This window comes from Flavobacterium psychrotolerans (assembly GCF_003097635.1).
GTDB lineage: Bacteria > Bacteroidota > Bacteroidia > Flavobacteriales > Flavobacteriaceae > Flavobacterium > Flavobacterium psychrotolerans.
Genome location: NZ_QCZI01000005.1, coordinates 25764 through 46038 on the forward strand (window position 1 = coordinate 25764; position 20275 = coordinate 46038).

Annotated in this window: 15 protein-coding genes; 4 read left to right on the plus strand and 11 right to left on the minus strand. The window is 37.5% G+C overall.

Features of this window, described 5'->3' with window-relative positions; translation table 11 throughout:
- Window positions 1-196: 196 nt before the first annotated feature.
- From DB895_RS05160 to ppsA, 3 genes are read right to left on the minus strand one after another with little or no spacing between them, the layout of a single operon-like run.
- Window positions 197-643, minus strand: coding sequence for an OsmC family protein (locus DB895_RS05160; protein WP_116724301.1), 447 nt, complete (start codon window positions 641-643; stop codon window positions 197-199).
- A 38-nt stretch (window positions 644-681) separates the two neighbouring features.
- The gene (locus DB895_RS05165) at window positions 682-1437 is read right to left on the minus strand and encodes an SDR family oxidoreductase (protein WP_116724302.1); all 756 of its coding nucleotides are present in this window, start codon (window positions 1435-1437) and stop codon (window positions 682-684) included.
- A 12-nt stretch (window positions 1438-1449) separates the two neighbouring features.
- On the minus strand, window positions 1450-3870 hold the full coding sequence (ppsA, locus tag DB895_RS05170) for a phosphoenolpyruvate synthase (protein WP_116724303.1): 2421 nt from the start codon (window positions 3868-3870) through the stop codon (window positions 1450-1452).
- 367 nt (window positions 3871-4237) lie between these two features.
- On the opposite strand from ppsA, the gene DB895_RS05175 reads away from it, so the two are divergent.
- Together DB895_RS05175 and DB895_RS05180 are read left to right on the plus strand one after the other, a co-directional pair.
- Window positions 4238-5257: a quinone-dependent dihydroorotate dehydrogenase gene (locus tag DB895_RS05175; protein ID WP_116724304.1), complete on the plus strand. Its 1020-nt coding sequence runs from the start codon at window positions 4238-4240 to the stop codon at window positions 5255-5257.
- A gap of 71 nt (window positions 5258-5328) precedes the next feature.
- Window positions 5329-6192 (plus strand): beta/alpha barrel domain-containing protein, encoded by an 864-nt coding sequence (locus DB895_RS05180; RefSeq protein ID WP_116724305.1) that lies wholly within the window; start codon window positions 5329-5331, stop codon window positions 6190-6192.
- On the opposite strand, the gene DB895_RS05185 is transcribed toward DB895_RS05180, so the two are convergent.
- Window positions 6189-8690: a cation-translocating P-type ATPase gene (locus DB895_RS05185; protein ID WP_116724306.1), complete on the minus strand. Its 2502-nt coding sequence runs from the start codon at window positions 8688-8690 to the stop codon at window positions 6189-6191. The two genes, DB895_RS05180 and DB895_RS05185, sit on opposite strands and share 4 nt — an antisense overlap.
- A 163-nt stretch (window positions 8691-8853) precedes the next feature.
- Between DB895_RS05185 and guaB the strand changes: the two genes are divergently transcribed.
- A complete protein-coding gene (gene guaB, locus DB895_RS05190; RefSeq protein ID WP_116724307.1) occupies window positions 8854-10326 on the plus strand; it encodes an IMP dehydrogenase in 1473 nt (490 codons plus the stop codon).
- Between the two features lie 60 nt (window positions 10327-10386).
- Here guaB and DB895_RS05195 read toward each other — a convergent pair whose 3' ends face one another.
- The 4 genes from DB895_RS05195 to DB895_RS05210 all read right to left on the minus strand — a co-directional run bounded on the left by DB895_RS05195 (window position 10387) and on the right by DB895_RS05210 (window position 15766).
- Window positions 10387-12627, minus strand: coding sequence for a cation:proton antiporter (locus tag DB895_RS05195; protein WP_116724308.1), 2241 nt, complete (start codon window positions 12625-12627; stop codon window positions 10387-10389).
- 205 nt (window positions 12628-12832) lie between these two features.
- The gene (locus DB895_RS05200) at window positions 12833-13630 is read right to left on the minus strand and encodes a polysaccharide deacetylase family protein (protein ID WP_116724309.1); all 798 of its coding nucleotides are present in this window, start codon (window positions 13628-13630) and stop codon (window positions 12833-12835) included.
- Window positions 13631-13659: 29 nt separating this feature from the next.
- Window positions 13660-15006 (minus strand): adenylosuccinate lyase, encoded by a 1347-nt coding sequence (purB, locus tag DB895_RS05205; protein ID WP_116724310.1) that lies wholly within the window; start codon window positions 15004-15006, stop codon window positions 13660-13662.
- 67 nt (window positions 15007-15073) lie between these two features.
- A complete protein-coding gene (locus DB895_RS05210) occupies window positions 15074-15766 on the minus strand; it encodes an SIR2 family NAD-dependent protein deacylase (protein ID WP_116724311.1) in 693 nt (230 codons plus the stop codon).
- Between the two features lie 94 nt (window positions 15767-15860).
- On the opposite strand from DB895_RS05210, the gene DB895_RS05215 reads away from it, so the two are divergent.
- The gene (locus tag DB895_RS05215) at window positions 15861-16517 is read left to right on the plus strand and encodes a TrmH family RNA methyltransferase (RefSeq protein WP_116724312.1); all 657 of its coding nucleotides are present in this window, start codon (window positions 15861-15863) and stop codon (window positions 16515-16517) included.
- Between the two features lie 106 nt (window positions 16518-16623).
- Here the strand turns inward: DB895_RS05215 and DB895_RS05220 are convergent, their stop codons facing one another.
- The 3 genes from DB895_RS05220 to DB895_RS05230 all read right to left on the minus strand — a co-directional run bounded on the left by DB895_RS05220 (window position 16624) and on the right by DB895_RS05230 (window position 20191).
- Window positions 16624-17187 carry a DUF4256 domain-containing protein gene (locus tag DB895_RS05220; protein ID WP_116724313.1) on the minus strand — a complete coding sequence of 188 codons (564 nt, stop codon included), beginning with the start codon at window positions 17185-17187 and terminating at the stop codon, window positions 16624-16626.
- Window positions 17188-17425: 238 nt separating this feature from the next.
- On the minus strand, window positions 17426-18190 hold the full coding sequence (locus DB895_RS05225) for a carboxypeptidase-like regulatory domain-containing protein (RefSeq protein WP_116724314.1): 765 nt from the start codon (window positions 18188-18190) through the stop codon (window positions 17426-17428).
- An 87-nt stretch (window positions 18191-18277) separates the two neighbouring features.
- Window positions 18278-20191 carry a DEAD/DEAH box helicase gene (locus DB895_RS05230; protein ID WP_116724315.1) on the minus strand — a complete coding sequence of 638 codons (1914 nt, stop codon included), beginning with the start codon at window positions 20189-20191 and terminating at the stop codon, window positions 18278-18280.
- Window positions 20192-20275: the final 84 nt, after the last annotated feature.

The following is a 20275-nucleotide window of genomic DNA, read 5'->3' on the forward strand; positions in this document are numbered from 1 at the left end:
TTACTTTTTTGGGATTCCTAAATCATTTTATGATTGTTCTAATGTTGACAGATTTTCTTTGGCCAATGCAATTCCTCGGGCTTTTAGTAACAGTCATACTATTTTTTGGCAACGGGTTTTGGGAATGTTTGCTACAATTTTGATTTCCTTGGAAAGGTTTTGCTCTATTTTATTTTTAGTTAAAATCGTGTTTTTTCTATTTAGAAATGAGACTGTGTTCAACGATAATTTCGGGCTCTAACCGAATGGTTGTTTTTATTGCATTAGAAATCAAACAGGCTTTTTCGCTCATTTCCAAAATATGTTTTGCCCTTTCCGGCTTTTGTGAATTAGGGATAACAATTTTTGGTTTTAGGAGGATTTCGGTTATAGTAAATTTTCCCTCAATGTTATTAATATTGCAAATGGATTTGCTCTCAAAGCTTATAAATTCCAATTTTGAATTTTCGGCGATGGACAAAAAAGTCGTCATTAGGCAACTGTTTATTGATGCTGCGAATAAATGTTCCGGTGACCAGATTCCTTCCATTCCCTTCGGAAAATCAGGCGGTGTGGCCACTTCAATATTTTGTGGCAAAACAGGGGAACTTAAAAGTCCTTTTCTGCGGCCAGTCCATTTTAGGTTTACTTCGTAAGTTTGCATTTCTCAAGATTTTTAGTAAAAAAATAAGTTCGTAAGAATTATTGAGCCACAAATCCGCCGTCCACGACCATCGCATGGCCAGTTACAAAGGAAGCTTCATCGGAACACATCCAAACCACCGCATTGGCTATTTCCTCAGGTTGTCCAAAGCGTCCTATGGGTTCTAAACCTGTAAACTGTTCTACGGCTTCTTTGCTATTTCCGGTAAGCCGATCAATCATAGGCGTTTGTATTACACCGGGGCAAACCGCATTCACCCGGATTCCGAGTTTAGCATATTCTAAAGCTGCGGTTTTTGTTAATCCGACAACACCATGTTTGGAGGCCACATAAGCGGGCAAGCCGGCGAATCCTACCACTCCTGCTACAGACGAGCAATTGATAATTGCTCCTTTTCCCTGTTTCAGTATTTCTGGGATTTCATATTTCATACAAAGCCAAATTCCTTTTAGGTTGACGGCAATGGTTTTGTCCCAGTTTTCCTCTGAACAATCTAGTGTAGATGCTGACGCACCTTCAATTCCCGCATTGTTATATGCATAATCCAATCGGCCAAATTTAGCAATGGTTTTTTCTATCATTGCTTTTACATCCGCGGATTTTGATACATCACATTTGACGAAAATGGCTTCCCCTCCTAAATTTTTTATAAGGTTGAGTGTTTCTTCATTTTCAGTCCAATCCACAACGACCACTTTGGCTCCTTTTTTGACGAAAGCTAACGCAGTTGCTCTACCAATTCCGGATGCACCGCCTGTTACGATAGCTACTTTGTTTTTGAATGTTGTTTCCATAATTGAGTTTTCTTATATTAGAATTTTTCTTTTTGTTTTCTTTTCTGCTTCTAAAATATTCTCGATACCTTTTATCATCGCGTCGGGATTAAAGGAGATACTGTCTATGCCTTCATTAACCAAAAAATTTGCAAATTCAGGAATATCGCTCGGTGCCTGTCCGCACAATCCCACTTTTATTTCAAAACGTTTGGCTACCCGAATGGTTTCCTTGATTAAAGATTTGACGGCCGCATTTTCTTCACTAAATAAATAACTAACCAATGCTGAGTCACGATCCAGTCCCAATGTAAGTTGCGTCAAATCATTGGAACCAATAGAGAATCCGTCAAAGAGTTTTGCAAATTCATCGGCCAGTAATACGTTGCTTGGTATTTCTATCATGACATATACTTCCAGTCCATTGATGCCTTGAACCAATCCGTTTTTAGCCATTTCGGCAAGTACATTTTCACCTTCTTCGACGGTTCTGCAAAAAGGAATCATCAGTTTTACATTGGTCAGCCCCATTTCGTTGCGCACTTTTTTCATGGCTTCACATTCTAAGGCGAAACCTTTTCGGTAAAAATCACTGTAGTAACGGGAGGCACCACGGAAGCCAATCATTGGGTTTTCCTCTTCGGGTTCGAAATATTTCCCACCGATGAGGTTGGCATATTCATTGCTTTTGAAGTCGCTCATTCTCACAATGACATCTTTCGGATAAAAGGCAGCAGCTACAATGGATACCGCTTCTGCCAGTTTATCGACAAAATAATTTTTAGGATCGGAAAAACCTTTGGTCAATGCCGCTATTTCGGTACTAACGGTTGAATCGGTAATTTTTTCGGGCGCACATAAAGCTAATGGATGTATTTTGATGGTATTTGAAATGACAAATTCCATACGCATCAAACCCACGCCTTGATTGGGATAATGACTCATTTCAAAGGCTCTTTCTGGATCGGCAAGGATGAACATGGGATATGTTTTTGGCATTTCCAGTTTGCTAAAATCCAGTTCTTTTATTTCCCATTTTAGCTGTCCGTCATAAATATTTCCGTCTTTGCCTTCAGCACAGGAAACAGTGATTTCCTGACCGTTTTTTATGACGGAAGTCGCATTGCCGCAACCTACTACGGCAACGGTTCCTAGTTCTCGAGCAACAATAGCAGCATGGCTGGTGCGTCCGCCTTTGTTGGTGATGATTGCCGAAGCCCTTTTCATGATGGGATCCCAATCGGGATTGGTCAAATCGGTAACTATGATTTCCCCATTTTGCAACAAATTGCCTTCTTGGGGACTGCTAAGGATTCGGGCTTTTCCGGAAGCAATCTTATCACCGAGAGCGATTCCATGTGTCAAAAGGGTGCCTTTCCCTTTGAGTTTGTAAATTTCCCGGACTTGTTTGTTAGTTTTCCCCTGAACAGTTTCGGGACGTGCCTGAACGATATAGAGTTGGTTGTTCAAGCCGTCTTTAGCCCATTCGATGTCCATTGCTTTTTTATAATGTTTCTCAATACGATGGCACCAGTGTGAAAGTTGAATCACTTCTTTATCATTTAGCGAAAATTGGGTTTGTTTTTCTAAGGAGGTTTCAGTGTTAATAATCGTTTTTTCTGCGGATTTCCTTTCCGATTTCTCAGAATAAATCATCGTATATTCTTTTCTTCCACACTGTCTTTTTAAAATGGGATTCAAATCGGGGTTTATCAAAGTGGGTTTAAACACCATCCATTCATCCGGTGTGACCGTACCTTGAACAATATTTTCTCCTAATCCCCAACAGCCGTTAATTATAATGGTATTTTCGAATCCAGAATCTGGATCAATGGTAAATGCTACGCCAGATGACGCTTTGTCGCTTCTCACCATTTGTTGTACACCAACGGAAATGGCAATGTCTAATTTTGCAAAGCCCATGTCATGGCGGTATTTGATGGCGCGATCTGTGAATAAGGATATAAAACAGCGGTGTACGGCATCGATTAACTGTGCAGCACCTTTTATATTCAAAAAGGATTGCATTTGTCCAGCAAAACTTGCGGTAGGTAAATCCTCTGATGTGGCGCTACTTCTTACCGCTACATTAAGATTGCTGGTTTCGCATTGTTCGCTCAGTAATTGGTATGCGGTATCAATTTCATCGCGAATTTTATCGGGTATTGATGCTGATAAAATAAGGCTTCTTGCTTTTTCTCCTATTGAAGAGAGATTAGAATACTGTTTTGTATCCAATGAAAATAATAAATCTTCCAAGGGTTTCTCCAGATGATTTGCTTCTCGGAAGAGGCGATAGGCTTCTGCAGTTAGTGCAAATCCATTAGGTATGTTAATGCCTATTGGGTTAAGTTGATTGTACATTTCACCGAGGGAGGCATTTTTACCGCCGACTTCACTGATTGTTTCAATCGTAATTTGATTGAAAAATAAAATGTGTTTTAAGGTTGTCATTTTAATTCTTTTTTAATTCTGGAATTCCATAGTTTAGAAAACTATAGCTAAGAAAAAATAAAATTTTAGTTGTTGAAGATTGTATCTTTTTATGATTTATGTTTGAGATTGGGTTTTAATATTAAATCATTTTTCAATTTCCATTTATAACAAATAGACAACATTATTTTTTTGATTGCCAAAAAAAACATAACTATCTTAAAATTACGAAATTATACTTAAATAAAAGGTAAAACGGATTATTTTTTTGAATAAGAATTTGAGGATTTCGCCTTTTTGACGAACTCGATTTAAAAGTAAAAAAACAGTGCAAAAAGATAAAAATCAAATGGATAATTTTACTTTTGCACCACACAACTAAACTACCATGTATAAATTACTCATTCGTCCGATTCTTTTTTGGTTTGACCCCGAAAAAGTGCATTATTTTACCTTTTCCTTAATTCGAATTTTGTCTAAAATTCCGGGATTTTCTTTCCTTTTTAGAGCCTTGTATGACGTTAATGACAAGCGTTTAGAGACAGAAGTATTTGGATTAAAGTTTAAAAACCCAGTTGGTCTTGCCGCCGGTTTTGATAAAGATGCAACACTTTATAATGAATTGTCTAACTTTGGTTTTGGTTTTATCGAAATAGGAACGCTGACACCCGTAGGACAGGATGGAAATCCGAAAAAGCGATTGTTTCGATTAAAGCCGGATGCAGCCATCATCAATAGAATGGGGTTCAACAATGGAGGGGTTCGTGACGCCGCTGAAAGATTGAAACGCAATAAAGGAGTTTTAATAGGAGGAAATATTGGTAAAAATAAGCTCACCCCAAATGAAGAAGCGACTTCAGATTATGAAATATGTTTTGATGCCTTGTACGATTGTGTCGATTATTTTGCTATCAATGTAAGTTCTCCAAACACGCCAAACCTTCGGGCATTGCAGGATAAAGAACCGTTAACGCGATTGCTTCAAAATTTGCAGAATAGGAATTTGGCAAAGCCAAAAGCAAAACCCATCTTATTAAAAATCGCACCTGATTTGACAGACGAGCAGTTGATGGATATCATCGACATTGTAAAAGAAACTAAAATTGCCGGAGTAATAGCCACAAACACCACCATTTCACGGGAAGGTTTACAATCTGAAAACAAGACAGAAACTGGAGGGTTGTCCGGGAAACCATTAACGAAACGATCCACGGAAGTGATTCGTTTTTTATCTGAAAAAAGCAACAAAGCCTTTCCAATTATTGGAGTGGGAGGGATTCATTGTGCCGGGGATGCCATTGAAAAACTGGATGCTGGAGCAAGCTTAATTCAACTCTATACTGGTTTCATTTATGAAGGACCTAGTTTGGTCAAAGCGATTAATAAAAAGATATTGGAACGATTGTAAAATGTAGTTTTAAAAATAGGTTGAAAATATGATTTTATAAAATCCAATTCTTTGCTATCTTTGACCTTAATATGAAGCCAATAAAAATCATTGAATGTCCACGTGATGCCATGCAAGGCATAAAGTCATTTATTCCGACGGAACGAAAAGTGGCTTACATTCAATCTTTATTGCGAGTTGGATTTGATTCCATAGATTTTGGAAGTTTTGTTTCTCCAAAAGCCATTCCACAGATGTGGGATACTGCTGACGTTTTAGCTCAATTAGATTTGTCACAAACCCAAAGTAAATTATTAGCTATTATTGCCAATACTCCAGGTGCTATTTTGGCGTCAAAATTTAATGAAATTCAATATTTAGGTTTTCCGTTTTCTATCTCAGAGAATTTTCAAATGCGGAACACGCATAAAACGATTGCCCAATCGACCATTACCTTAATGGAAATTCTTGAAATTGCCGATAATAGTAATAAAGAAGTTGTAGCTTATTTATCGATGGGTTTTGGCAATCCGTATGGAGATCCTTGGAATGTGGAAATAGTAGGGGAATGGACAGAGAAATTATCAGCAATGGGAGTGAAAATTTTGTCGCTGTCAGATACTGTAGGAAGCTCAACTCCCGAAGTCATTTCGTATTTATTTTCGAATTTAATTCCCAAATACCCTTCAATAGAATTTGGTGCCCATTTACACACTACGCCCAATAAATGGTTTGAAAAAGTAGATGCTGCCTACAAAGCGGGTTGCCGTCGTTTTGATGGGGCAATTCAGGGTTTTGGAGGTTGTCCAATGGCTACAGATAGTTTGACTGGAAATATGCCAACCGAGAAATTATTGTCTTATTTTACTACCCAAAAGGAAAATACGAATACCAGTCCCATGAGTTTTGAAAGCGCTTATAATGAAGCCACCAAATTGTTTAGTGAATTCTATTAAGCCCTACTTCGTTTAAATCCTTTGTAAATTTCTATCCATAAAACCGAAATACATCCCACTAAAATACTCAACCCTATTTGAGTCATAGAAACCGTTGCAAACATAAAGAAATGAGAAAAAACGGGTATGAATAATAATAAACTTGTGATGAGAATTGTTATTCCAATAATAATCAAAACCAAATTGTTTTTGTATTTTAAAGTAGTGAATATCGAATAATAAAAGGAACGATTGGCCAACGTCAAAAAGATATTTGAAGCAATCAAAGTCAAGAAAATTACCGTTCTGGTTTCGCTTTGGCTACAACCATCCCCTAGACAGTATTGGTAAATAAATAACAATCCTAGAGTAATTACCAATCCTTGAATTATGCTAATGATTATTTCTTTCAGATTAAAAAAAGTAGTTGTTAAGGGTCTGGGTTTTTGTAACATCAAATTAGGTTCCATCGGTTCGTTTTCATAAATAATGGAGCAAGTAGGGCCCATAATTATTTCTAAGAAGATAATATGGACTGGCGAAAAAATGTTTGGATAAATCCACCCTAAAGCCAATGGAATGAAGACAATCAATATAATTGGAATGTGTATGGAAATAATATATTGAATGGCTTTTTTTAGGTTAATATAGATTCTTCTGCCCATGGCAATGGCATCAGTCATTTTTGCAAAATCATCGTCAATAAGGATTAAATTGGCTGCATCTTTAGCAATTTCGGTTCCTTTTTTACCCATTGCAATTCCTATATGAGCTGATTTTAAAGCGGGTCCATCATTAACGCCATCACCAGTCATGGCCACAATTTGGTTGTTGTCTTTCAGAGCTTTTATGATTTTAAGTTTCGCTTCTGGAAACATACGGGTAAAAATGGTTGTTTCCATCACTTTTTTATCCAAAGTTGCGTCATCCATTTTCATTAATTCATCCCCGTTTAAAGTTCTGTTATAATCTCTAAAATCAATTTGTTTCGCAATAGTTGAAGTCGTTTCGGCATTATCTCCAGTAACAATTTTTATCTGAATTCCTGCATTGTAGAACGTTTCAAATACGGATTTGATGTTTTCTTTTGGAGGATCGTAAAAAGCAACCAATCCCTTAAATTGAAATGAAAATTCCTGTTGCGTTTTAGGATAATTTGTCCCTGAAAATTCAGTTACCCCAACGCCTAAAACACGAAAACCTTCTTTTGTCATCGTTTGCATCGCAGATAGAATTTGTTTTGTTTCCGTTTCGGATAAATGGGAGCAGGCTATGATGGCCTCAGGCGCACCTTTGGTTGCGATAATCCTTGTACGGTGTTGATTTTCAAAAACATGAGTCATCATGGGTGGTTTTCCGCTTAACGGATATTCATGAACCAATTTAAAATTAGGTCGTTCATCCTTGACAGTTATTTTAGCATAGGCTTCATGCAGAGCTATTTCCATTGCATCAAACGGAATAGGTTCGCTAGACCACATAGATAGACTCATCAACTCTAAATCTTCTGTACTGATATTTTTCTCTTCTGGACTTGAAATGGCATTGGATGATAAAGTATAAAATTTTGCCAATGTCATTTTGTTTTCCGTAATCGTTCCTGTTTTATCGGTACAAATTACGGTGGCACTTCCCAGGGTTTCTACGGTTTTAGTTTGTTTCACAATAATCCCCATTTTCATTAATCGCCAAGAGCCCAAAGCCATAAATGTTGTGAAAGCCACAGGAATTTCCTCAGGAATAATGCTCATGGCCAAGGTGAGTGCCTTGAGTAAACTATCTAAAACGAATCTGGAATTATAATAATTGATTCCCCAAACTATGACAAAAATAACTAAACCAATAAGAGACATTTTCTTCACAAAATTCCCAATCTGAATTTGTAACGGGGTTTTTTCTTCGGCAATGGTTTCTAAACTTTTCCCAATCTTTCCCAAATTGGTTTGGTTGCCTATGGCGGTTACTTTGCATATAGCCAAGCCGCTTGCCACAATTGTACCTTGAAATACTTGCTTATTTTCGGATTTTTCATTTTTAAATACCGAAAGTGATTCGCCGGTCAATATGGATTCGTTTACCGAGAAATCATTCGATTGAATGATGATGCCATCAGCAGGAATAAAGGTGCCTTCTTCCGTTTGAATCAAATCTCCTAAAACAATTTCTTCGCTTGGTATTTCTATGACTTCGCCGTCGCGGATCACTTTGCTTTTGGGCTGTGTTAATTTTCTTAAGGATTCAATAGCATTTCGGCTTCTTGATTCCTGATATAAGGAAATGGTTGATACCAATACAATGGCAACCGACATAAAAATTCCATCGCCATAATCTCCCGTGATAAAATAGACACTTGTAGCAGTAATCAGTAGTAAAAACATGGGCTCTTTTACCATTTCAATCAAGGAAGTGATAAAATTATTTTTATCTTGGTGATCCAATGAATTGTAACCATTTTTTGCTCTCGATTGCAAGACTTCCTCATTTGAAAGTCCTTTCGGTTGTTGTTTGATGTCAGTCATGGCCAAAAATAATTGGTTTTTTCAGATTACATGGGTTGTGGATTTTTGAAATCCAATAAATAACCTCGTACAGCAAATTTATTCATTTAATGTAAAATTTAGTCGTTTTATTGCTTAAGATTGTATAAATTTGCACGCAATTTAACTACAACTACAAATTGCAATGATCGCACACAATTCTAAGATTATCGGCGAAGGATTAACTTACGATGATGTACTCTTGGTTCCTAATTACTCTAATGTACTTCCACGAGAAGTGAGTATTCAATCCAAATTCTCCAGAAATATCACCCTTAATGTTCCAATTGTATCCGCAGCTATGGATACCGTTACAGAAAGTTCGATGGCTATTGCCATGGCACAAGAAGGCGGAATAGGTGTTTTGCATAAAAACATGACAATAGAGCAACAAGCAGCCAAAGTACGCAGGGTAAAACGGGCCGAATCGGGAATGATTATTGATCCGGTAACTTTGCCGTTGACTTCAACTGTTGCCGATGCTAAAAATGCGATGAAAGAATTTGGAATTGGTGGAATTCCAATTGTAGATGAAAATCAAATATTAAAAGGAATTGTCACCAATCGAGATTTGCGTTTCGAAAAAAACAATGGCAGGCCTATTATTGAGGTCATGACTAGCGAAAATTTGGTTACGGTAGCCGAAGGAACTTCCTTAGAACAGGCCGAAGTGGTTTTGCAAGGAAACAAAATTGAAAAACTTCCCGTTGTGAATGCCGAAAATAAATTGGTTGGATTAATCACTTTTAGAGATATTACAAAACTGACTCAAAAACCAATTGCCAACAAAGATATTTACGGTCGTTTGCGCGTTGCGGCAGCCATTGGTGTTACAGCGGATGCGGTACAAAGAGCGGAAGCCCTAGTAAAAGCAGGAGTAGATGCCATTATTATTGATACCGCTCACGGTCATACGCAAGGGGTTGTTGATGTGTTGAAATTGGTTAAAAGTAATTTTCCTCAAATAGATGTTATTGTTGGAAATATAGCTACCCCTGAAGCAGCCAAATTTCTTGTAGAAAATGGGGCAGATGGTGTGAAGGTAGGAATTGGACCTGGTTCTATTTGTACCACTCGTGTTGTAGCAGGTGTTGGTTTTCCGCAGTTTTCCGCAGTTCTTGAAGTTGCTGCAGCATTAAAAGGTACAGGCGTTCCCGTTATCGCTGATGGTGGAATTCGTTATACAGGAGATATTCCTAAAGCGATTGCAGCAGGTGCTGATTGTGTGATGCTAGGCTCTCTTTTAGCCGGGACCAAGGAATCTCCGGGAGAAACCATTATTTTTGAAGGAAGAAAATTCAAATCCTATCGCGGAATGGGTTCAGTTGAAGCGATGGAAGGTGGTTCTAAAGATCGATATTTTCAAGATGTGGAAGATGACGTGAAGAAACTAGTTCCCGAGGGAATTGTGGGACGTGTGCCTTATAAAGGCGAATTGGAAGAAAGTATGCAACAGTTTATTGGTGGGCTTCGTGCCGGAATGGGCTATTGCGGTTCTAAAGATATTCCAACATTACAGGAAACAGGACGATTTGTTCGGATTACTTCGAGCGGAATCACAGAAAGTCACCCGCATAATGTGACAATAACAAAAGAAGCTCCAAATTATTCGAGATAGATTTTTAGCCTAGGGATAATAAAAAGGTGTAAGTTTAAGTTCTTACACCTTTTTTGATTTCTAATTATGAACCAAATCGGCCAATAATTTTTTATCGCCCACAATCCAAAGGATATCGTCTTTTTCTAAAATCATATTGGATTCGGGATTCAGGATTCGTTTTCCTTTTTTCTCTACACCAACAACTAGTCCACGTGTCCGTTCCCGTAATTTGGAGTCCCGAATGCTTTTCCCGACATAGGATTCGTTCTTCAATTCTATTTGTCTCAAAACAATTTCAGGTTCGGTAAAAGTGTCTGGTGCATCCATTTCATGTTGATCCAAATAGGTTTTGAATTCTTTAACTTGAATGTCAGTTCCTATTACACAAATTTCATCTCCAGGAAATAGCCGTTCATTTGCTTTTGGGATATTAATCATGATTTCCCCCCGCTTTATAGAGGCAATGTTAATGCCTAGTTGTTCTCTGATTTGTAATTCTTCTAATGTTTTTCCGGCAAGATTTGATGCTGCCGCAATATCAAAAAAGGCCATGTGCTCGTCCCAAGGCGATAAACTGCTTCGATTTCTTTTGATTTTGGTGATTTCTCGGTCATTTAAATTTTTCAAGAAATGGTTTTCAATTTTGTGGTATTGTGCATTCAACCGTTTTTGAAATATAATATATACGGCTATGGCACCAATCAATGCAATCAACGCAATTATTGGGGAAAAGAAAATATTCAACAGAAACCCAATAAGAAATACCGAAAGTACTAGCCGAAATAAGAACATCATGACTATTGGCCCTCTATATTTACGTTCTTCTATCAAAATGGTGACTTCCTTTGCTGCAAAACGACGAAAGGACAATGCCCATAAAAAAGGAGAAACAACTACTAAAGTGATTAATGCGCCTAACGCATTTCCATATCTGAAACTTTCCACTAGAGGCAAAATATATTTGGAAGACAGTAGAATAGCCGCAAAAATAATTGCTGAAAGCACAATCAGTTGGGTGGAATAACTGTTTATTACAATCTGCCAATTGTTCACGGATTTTATGGCTTGAGTATTAGCACTGTACCGTTCGATTCGTTTAATCCATCTTCGGGGTAATTGCCTTGCGAGAAATTCTGAAAAAGGTGTTGAAAATTTAACCATAAAAGGAGTCGTAAACGTTGTTACTGCCGAAACTGCAACTACAATTGGATATAAAAAATCACTAGTTACATGAAGTGTTATTCCCAATGAGGCTATGATAAACGAAAATTCACCAATTTGAGACAAACTCATTCCCGTTTGTACGGATTGTTTTAAAGGTTGCCCTGAAAGCAAGGCGCCAATAGTGGAGCTTATGGACTGTCCGAATATCGTGACAAAAGTCAAGATTACAACCGGAAGCGTGTGGGTAAATAACGTGTGAGGATTGATTAGCATACCCACCGACACAAAGAATACCGCACCAAATAAATCTTTTACCGGTTTTACCAAATGTTCAATGTGTTCCGCTTGTGTAGTTTCGGCAATAATAGAACCCATAATAAAAGCACCAAGCGCTGGGGAAAAACCAACATTGGCAGCAAGGCCTACCATCATGAGACACAGGGCTAGCGAAATGATTAATAACATCTCGTCGGTCAATAAATGTTTCGCTCTTTTGAGTAAAGTTGGAATAAAAAAGATTCCGCCTACAAACCAAATTGTCAGGAAAAAGAACAATTTTAATACGGACTTCATTAATTCCATTCCTGAAAATTGCTGACTCACCGCAATGGTCGAAAGTAAAACCATCATTAAAATAGCTACTATATCCTGAACAATAAGTGATCCGATAACAATTCCGGCAAACTTCTGCGTTTTTACGCCCAACTCGTCAAACGTTTTGAGTATGATGGTTGTCGATGAAATGGAAAGAATCACCCCCAGAAAGATACTATCCATTTTAGACCAATGCATCCATTGTCCCACAAGGAAACCAACAAAAATCATTATGATAATTTGGGTAATGGCTGTAATAGAGGCTGTTCCGCCCACTTTCATGAGCTTTTTGAAGCTGAATTCCAGTCCCAAACTAAACAGTAAAAAGATGACTCCAATTTCTGCCCAAACTTCCACACTCTTAATGTCTTTGACCGAAGGGAAAAAATCAAAGTGATTGCCTGCTAAAAAACCAGCAATCAAATAGCCTAAAACTAAAGGCTGTTTTAATTTTTTAAACAATAAAACGGCAATTCCTGCGGTCATGAGGATCAATCCCAAATCGCTAATTAATGGTTCCAAGTGATGTGATACTTCTTTTACTGTTGCTGCTGTATTCATAAATTTTTATTTTTCAGGAGCTCTTCCAGCCCTACGTTTCAAGCTCTCAGTCATAAATCGTTTTTCTATTCCTCTGGCAGGAGCTTCCTTTGGTCGCTCTGCCAGTGCAAGAAAAAATGATTTATTCCCGTTGAGGCTTTTCACTGCTGTCTGGGCTAAATTGCCAGAAGCATTTGTATTTTTATAAAATTAATACATTTCAACCTCACTGTTGCAATGAAACGATGTCATATTTTAAATTATTCAATTCAGATAAACTATAAAATGTCATATGGTGTTGTTTGATATAATTACAAATCAGTTTTAAAGTTTCCATTTTGGTTTGATAATTAGCCGTTACTTTCAGTACTGGTTTATGTCCAAATACGATCAGAATTTTATGTTTCCGTTTGGCATAATCTAGTAATTTTAAAAGGTACGGAATGCTGAAATTGGGATGATCCAAATCGATACCTATTGCAAAAACTAATTTTGAGTTATTAAAATAGCAATTCTGGAAAAAAGGATCTTCTGCTCCATAGGTTGTTCCTCTTACAATTTTAAATTTTTTTAAAAGGGCTTTGTCAATCTGGACATTTCTAAAACCAAAAGGATAGGCAAAAGAAGTCACTTTAAAGGAATAAAAATCCATTAAATCCAGCATCGGGTTTATCTCCTGATTCATGTAGGTATCAATTCCATTTTTGGCAACAAATTTTGGCGCATCAAAATGATGAAAACCGTGCCCCGCAATTTCATGACCTTCTTTTTGTAATTCCAAAAGTTTGGTTATTTCAGAAAGATTTAAGGTATTTATTTTAGAAACACAAAAAGTAGCCTTCCAAGAATAAGCACTCAATATTTTATCAGTCTGATACCATTCATTGACGCTTGCATCATCAAAAGTTAATACAACTCCGGCAATAGTATCTTTGGGTTTGCTTTTTATAATAGGTTTCCTGTTTTCACAAGAAAATATAAAAAAAGTACAAATCAATATGAGTGTAAATGTTTGTCTGTTCATATTGATTTGTACTTTGCAAGTTTATTGGTTTAGATCCCCAAGAAATTACTCGGAGTGATTTGCATCAATTCGGCTTTAATTTGATCCGAAACGTCTAAAGTCGTAATAAATCCATGAATCGCATTTTTATCGATGGCTTCATTGGTTCGGGTCAATCCTTTTAGGGCCTCATAAGGATTTGGGTAGCCTTCGCGACGTAAAATGGTTTGGATAGCCTCGGCAACAACCGCCCAGTTTTTCTCTAAATCTTCATGGAATTTGGATTCGTTCAACAACAATTTGTTTAATCCTTTTAAAGTGGCCTCGAAAGCGATTATTGTATGTCCCATTGGAACCCCAATATTTCTCAAAACGGTACTGTCTGTTAAATCGCGTTGCAACCTGGATAAAGGTAATTTAGCCGATAGATGTTCGAAAATAGCATTGGCAATTCCCAAATTCCCTTCCGAATTTTCGAAATCAATCGGGTTCACTTTATGTGGCATAGCTGAGGAACCAATTTCTCCCGCTTTGATTTTTTGTTTGAAATATTCCATGGACACATAGGTCCAAATGTCCCGATCCAAGTCAATAATGATGGTGTTGATTCTTTTCAGCGCATCAAAAAATGCTGCGAAATGGTCGTAATGTTCAATTTGCGTCGTAGGGAAGGAGTGGTGCAACCCAAGGTTTTCTTCCACAAATTTACCTCCAAATTTTCTCCAGTCAATTTGCGGATACGCTACATGATGCGCATTATAATTTCCTGTGGCTCCACCAAATTTTGCAGCAAACGGAATGTTGAACAACAAGCGCATTTGTTCTTCCAGACGTTCTACAAAAACACCAATTTCTTTACCTAGACGAGTAGGGGAAGCGGGCTGTCCGTGCGTTCTGGCCAACATTGGGATATCGCGCCATTCTACACTTAAATCTTTCAATTTAGAGGTTAACGTGATAAGCGATGGCATATAGACTTTTTCGAAAGCTTCCTTTGTAGAAAGCGGAATCGCCGTATTGTTAATGTCTTGAGAAGTCAATCCAAAATGGATGAATTCTTTGTATTGGGATAAGCCTAATTTTTCAAAAGCATCTTTAATAAAGTATTCTACCGCTTTTACATCGTGGTTGGTCACTTTTTCGGTTTCTTTGATCCAAAGGGCATCTTGGGTAGAGAAATTTTTATAAATGTTGCGCAGGCTTTCAAATAATTCGGGATTGACTCCTTTTAGTTGCGGCAGCGGCACTTCGCATAAAGCGATGAAATATTCAATTTCAACCAATACGCGGTATTTGATTAAAGCTTCTTCGGAGAAGAAAGGTGCTAGTGAATAAGTCTTACTTCTATATCTTCCATCAATTGGCGATATAGCATTTAATTCGTTTAAAGTAGTCATTGTTGTGTTGTTGGTTCGAAAGGCACAAATATAAACCTTTAGAAACAATTGTGAAAAGGATTACTTTTTAAAAAAGGGATAAAAGCTTTTTTTTGAGGATTAACATTCCTTTTGAAGCGACTTCAGGAATCACTTCAACAGGATTTCTAAGATTCGGAATTTTAATGGGTTTTGGGTCAATATAAAATACAGGGATTTCAGGATTTGTAAATTCCATTAATCCAGCCGCGGGATAGACCTGCAATGAAGTTCCGATTACGACAAAAATATCGGCTTGTTGTGTGATTTGTAAAGCTTCTTCAAGAGCAGGAACGTCTTCGCCAAACCACACAATATGAGGCCGTAGTTGGTTTCCTTCGTTGTCTAAATCTCCCAAATTCAAATCAGTTTTCCAATTCAGAATAGGGCTGTTGTTAATTGAACTTCTCACTTTAAGCAATTCGCCATGAAGATGCAAAACATTCGAACTTCCTGCTTTCTCGTGTAAATTATCGACATTTTGGGTAATAATATGGATGTCGAAATCATTTTCTAATTCCGCCAAGATTTGATGTCCTAAATTGGGTTGTACTTCGTGCAATTGACGGCGTCTTTGGTTGTAAAAATCGAGAACCATTTCTGGATTTTTTAGCCAACCTTCAGGCGTTGCCACATCCATAACATTATAACCTTCCCAAAGACCGTCGCTGTCTCGGAAGGTTTTGATACCGCTTTCGGCACTAATTCCTGCGCCAGTTAAAACTACTATTTTCTTTTTCATATTTTTATTTTTGCCACGAAGTCACAAAGGCTCAAAGATTATTTTGAATAATAAAAATAATCTTTTTTACTATTTTTACCAAAAATAATCCAAAATGATTGATATTGATTACTTAAATTTTCTCGAAAATATCCTAACCGAAAATCGCAAAGAGAAATTTTTGAAAGTCCTACAAAACAGAACGAATCATTTTACCATTGCCGTAGAGGATATTTTTCAAATGCACAATACCAGCGCGGTGATGCGCAGTTGCGAGGTTTTTGGGATTCAGGAATTGAACGTGATTGAGCAGCGCTACGGAAAAAGTATCGATAAGGAAATTGCAATGGGGGCTCAAAAATGGGTTGACATCAATGCATTTGACAGTATTACAGATTGTGTGGATACGCTGAAAGCGAAAGGCTACCAAATTATTGCCACGACACCACACGAGAATGATTGTTTCTTAGATGATTTCGACATCTCCAAACCCAGTGCCTTGTTTTTTGGTACCGAAAGGGATGGATTATCTGAGGAAATTTTGAAACGTGCCGATGGTTTTCTTAAAATTCCGATGGTGGGGTTTACTGAAAGTTTGAATATTTCGGTTTCGGCAGCAATCATCATTCAAAATTTAACGAACCGATTGCGGAATTCAAACATTGATTGGCATTTATCCGAAGATGAAATTCTAGAGAAACGTTTGGCTTGGGCCAAGAATTCCATCAAAGACATTAAACGAATTGAGGAACGGTATTATAGTACAATTTGAAATTAGTAAACTGTGGCTTGACTTATTCATACCTCGTACAATTCAATTCTTTTAGTAAAATCTTTCTCAAGTGATCCATTCTCAAATTAACTGTCTGTCGAGATATTTATACACTTAGCGAGCCACGGAACGCCCTAACGGCATAGTAAGAGGATGCGGTGTTGTGATACACAAAGACTTTGCCGTAACGGAAATCAGCAAAGAGGGCACCACCGAGTTTTCTAATATCAGAAGGTGTTTTCATCCAACTGGACGTTTTTGTATCGAAATTTCCAAGTTTCTGTAATTCCCGATATTGCTCTTCTGTTAAAAGTTCAATACCCATGGCAGTAGCCATGTCTATGGCATTATTTGCGGGTTTATGTTCTTTTCTTGATTGCTGTCCTTCTCGATCATAACAAACGCTTCTACGGCCTTTAGGACTTTCCGTAGAACAATCATAAAAAATGTATTTACCCGTCTTTTTATCTTGATCCACAACATCAGGTTCGCCACCAGTTCTTTCCATTTCATTGAGAGCCCATTGTTTTTCAGTATCAGCTTCCAGCTTTGCTTGTACTTTATCCCATTCAAAATCTTTATGTCGGTTCCTGTTTTTCTCAAAACGGTCTTTTAATGTTTTGTATAGTTCTTCACGTTGTTCAGGTGACAACTCCTTTTTATTTTCCATTTTTATTATATGTTATTCTGATTTGCTTACAACGTCAGTTCGTCTAAAACCTTAAGGTGAGCTTAATTTTATTTGATTGGAATGTAAATCTAAAGGATAAAACCACAATAAAAGTTCCTTATATAAAAAGGTATTTTGTTGGTTACTATAAACAAATGGCTTTAAAAAAGATATTAATAACCCAAAAAAGTAGGGACATTACTTTTTGATACCCTTTTAAATCTTTCTAATCAGACTATTATTTCTTCTTCAAAACCTTATATTGCTCATAGCACTCGCTAATGGCATCCATAATTTGCAAATCGTTGGCCGATTTTACGAATGCTTCCGAATAATTGCAGCGTTCCATGATTTCTGCAATTTCTTTCTTGTCTATTCCAAGAAGCACCGCTACCATTTCTCTGTCGTATTTAGATTCCAGTAAGGCACGAACATTGTTGTCTTTTTTCATGTCTTTGAGCCGCTTGAGTTCCTTTGGTTTTTTGCCAAAAAAGTTGTACAACATATCGGCGGGATTAAAAATGGAACCCATGACTCTGCCAAAAGCATTTGGAGAATATTCACCCGCTTCATAACCTTGCTGCAAACCGGAAATGCTATACCGATAATTCTCTCTTGATGGAATTAATTTGGAATCTACTTCAAGATAGCCCGTCAAATTATACGGCATGATATTAATCTCTTCTAGTGCAATTGCTTTTTCGGTCAACTGGATTTTTGTTGTCTTGCTTTTGATCCAATCGTTAGTAACCCTGATTTTTATGGATTGGAACCCGATGAAGGAAATGTGTAAGGTGTCGTTTACGCTAGCTTCAATTTCGAAGAATCCTTTTTCATTGGTATTTGTCCCTCTGGATTTATTGAGGTTGATGATGTTTACATTAGATATAGGAAGTAATGTTTGATCATTTTGAATGGTTCCTGAAATTTTCTGTGGAATTACTGCTTGTGAGAAAGCGTTAAGCGAAACAAATAAAAAAAAGAAGACTACTAAATATCTCATGTCGTGTTTTAAAAGTTTAAAAGTAATAAAACACGATAAGATATTGAGTAGTCTTTTCTATAATTATAAGAAAATTAACTAAAAGTATTAGCTTTTTCTTGGTCTTCTTTCTCTTGGTGTATCAGAAGAACTTTCAGAACGTCTTGGTGCTCTTTCTGAGAAACCACCTTCACGTCTTGGTGCTGCTGATGAACTTCTAGATTCGCTTCTTCCGCCAAAACCACCTTCACGGGGAGCAGAACTTCTTTCGGTTCTTGGACCAAAACCTCCGCTTCTTGGAGCAGAACTTCTTTCGCCTCTAAAACCACCGCCACCAGAACTTCTTCCGCCACTGAAACCTCCACCAGAACTTCTTCCGTTGTGATCGCGTCTTCCGCCACCGTCGTTTTTAGAAATTTCCACATTGATTCTGCGTCCTTCTAATTGAACGTTATTCAATACTTCCATCACTTTATCGGAATGTTCCGGATCAGTGTTAAAGAAAGAGAAACCTTCTTTTACGTCTACTTTGAAAACATCATCACGACCTAAGTCCAATGTTTCTTTTAAGTAATCTTTCAAGGACATCCAGTCGAAATTGTCTCTGGAACCAATGTTCACAAAGTAACGAACTGCTCCGCCATTGTTGCTTTCTCTTGGTGCGCCATCTCTATCATCACGTCTTTCAGAACCTGAAGATTGAGAAGACAAATCTCTTGTTTTCTTGTAGTAATTGATGAATCTGTTGAATTCAACAGAAACCATTTTCTTGATTAATTCCTCTTTCGACAAACCTTCCAGAACGCTGTTGATAGCCGGAAGATAGTTGTCAATTTCGTGATCAACTTCAGTATCCTTAATCTTGTTGGCAAGGTGCAATAATTGGATTTCGCAGATTTCAATTCCGGATGGAATCGTTTTTTCTTCGAATTTTTGTTTGATGATTCTCTCGATAGCAGAAATCTTACGGATTTCGCTTTTGGTTACAATCACAATAGAAGTCCCTAATTTTCCAGCACGACCGGTACGGCCTGAACGGTGGTTGTAGGTTTCTATTTCGTCAGGCAATTGATAGTTTACTACGTGAGTAATGTTATCAACGTCAATTCCACGAGCGGCCACATCAGTAGCCACAAGCATTTGGATTTGTCTTCCACGGAACGATTTCATTACAGAATCCCGTTGCGCCTGAGATAAATCTCCGTGTAAAGCCGCTGCATTATAACCGTCTTCGATTAATTTCTCGGCAACCTGTTGGGTGTCGCGTTTTGTTCTACAGAAAACTACGGAGAAAATGTCTGGATTGGCATCTGCTAAACGTTTCAATGCTTCGTAACGATCTCTTGCATTTACTAGATAAAATTCGTGGGAAACGGTAGCCGAACCGGAGTTTTTAGCACCAACTGTAATTTCAATTGGGTTGTGCATGAATTGTTTTGCAATTCGGGACACTTCAGCCGGCATGGTTGCAGAAAACAACCAAGTGTTCTTTTCGTCAGGAGTTGTTGATAGGATGTTTACGATGTCTTCATAGAATCCCATGTTCAACATTTCATCTGCTTCGTCAAGAATACAATAGTTGATTTGGGAAATGTTTACCAATCCTCTGTTAATCATGTCTTGCATTCTACCTGGAGTGGCTACAATTACTTGCGCACCTCTTTTAATGTCTCTGGCTTGATCCGTGATACTTGCCCCACCATAAACTGCCACTACGTTAATACCTTTTTCGTATTTAGAGTAGTTTTTAATCTCGTTTGTAATTTGCAAACATAGTTCGCGGGTAGGTGATAAAATTAACGCCTGTGTATTTCTGTTGTTGGCATCAATTTTTTGGATGACTGGAAAACCAAAAGCTGCCGTTTTCCCTGTCCCTGTTTGAGCCAACGCAACTAAATCTGTGTCTTGTTCCAATAATAGGGGAATCGCTTTCTCCTGTACTTCGGTCGGATTCTCAAATCCTAGATCGATAATCGCACGCAGTAACGATTCACTCAATCCTAATTGTTCAAATTTGTTCATATAAGTTTTTAAAATTTGGTGCAAAAGTACGGCGAATAAATGAGATAATCTAACGTAAAATTCAGATTTATTAATTTATTAATA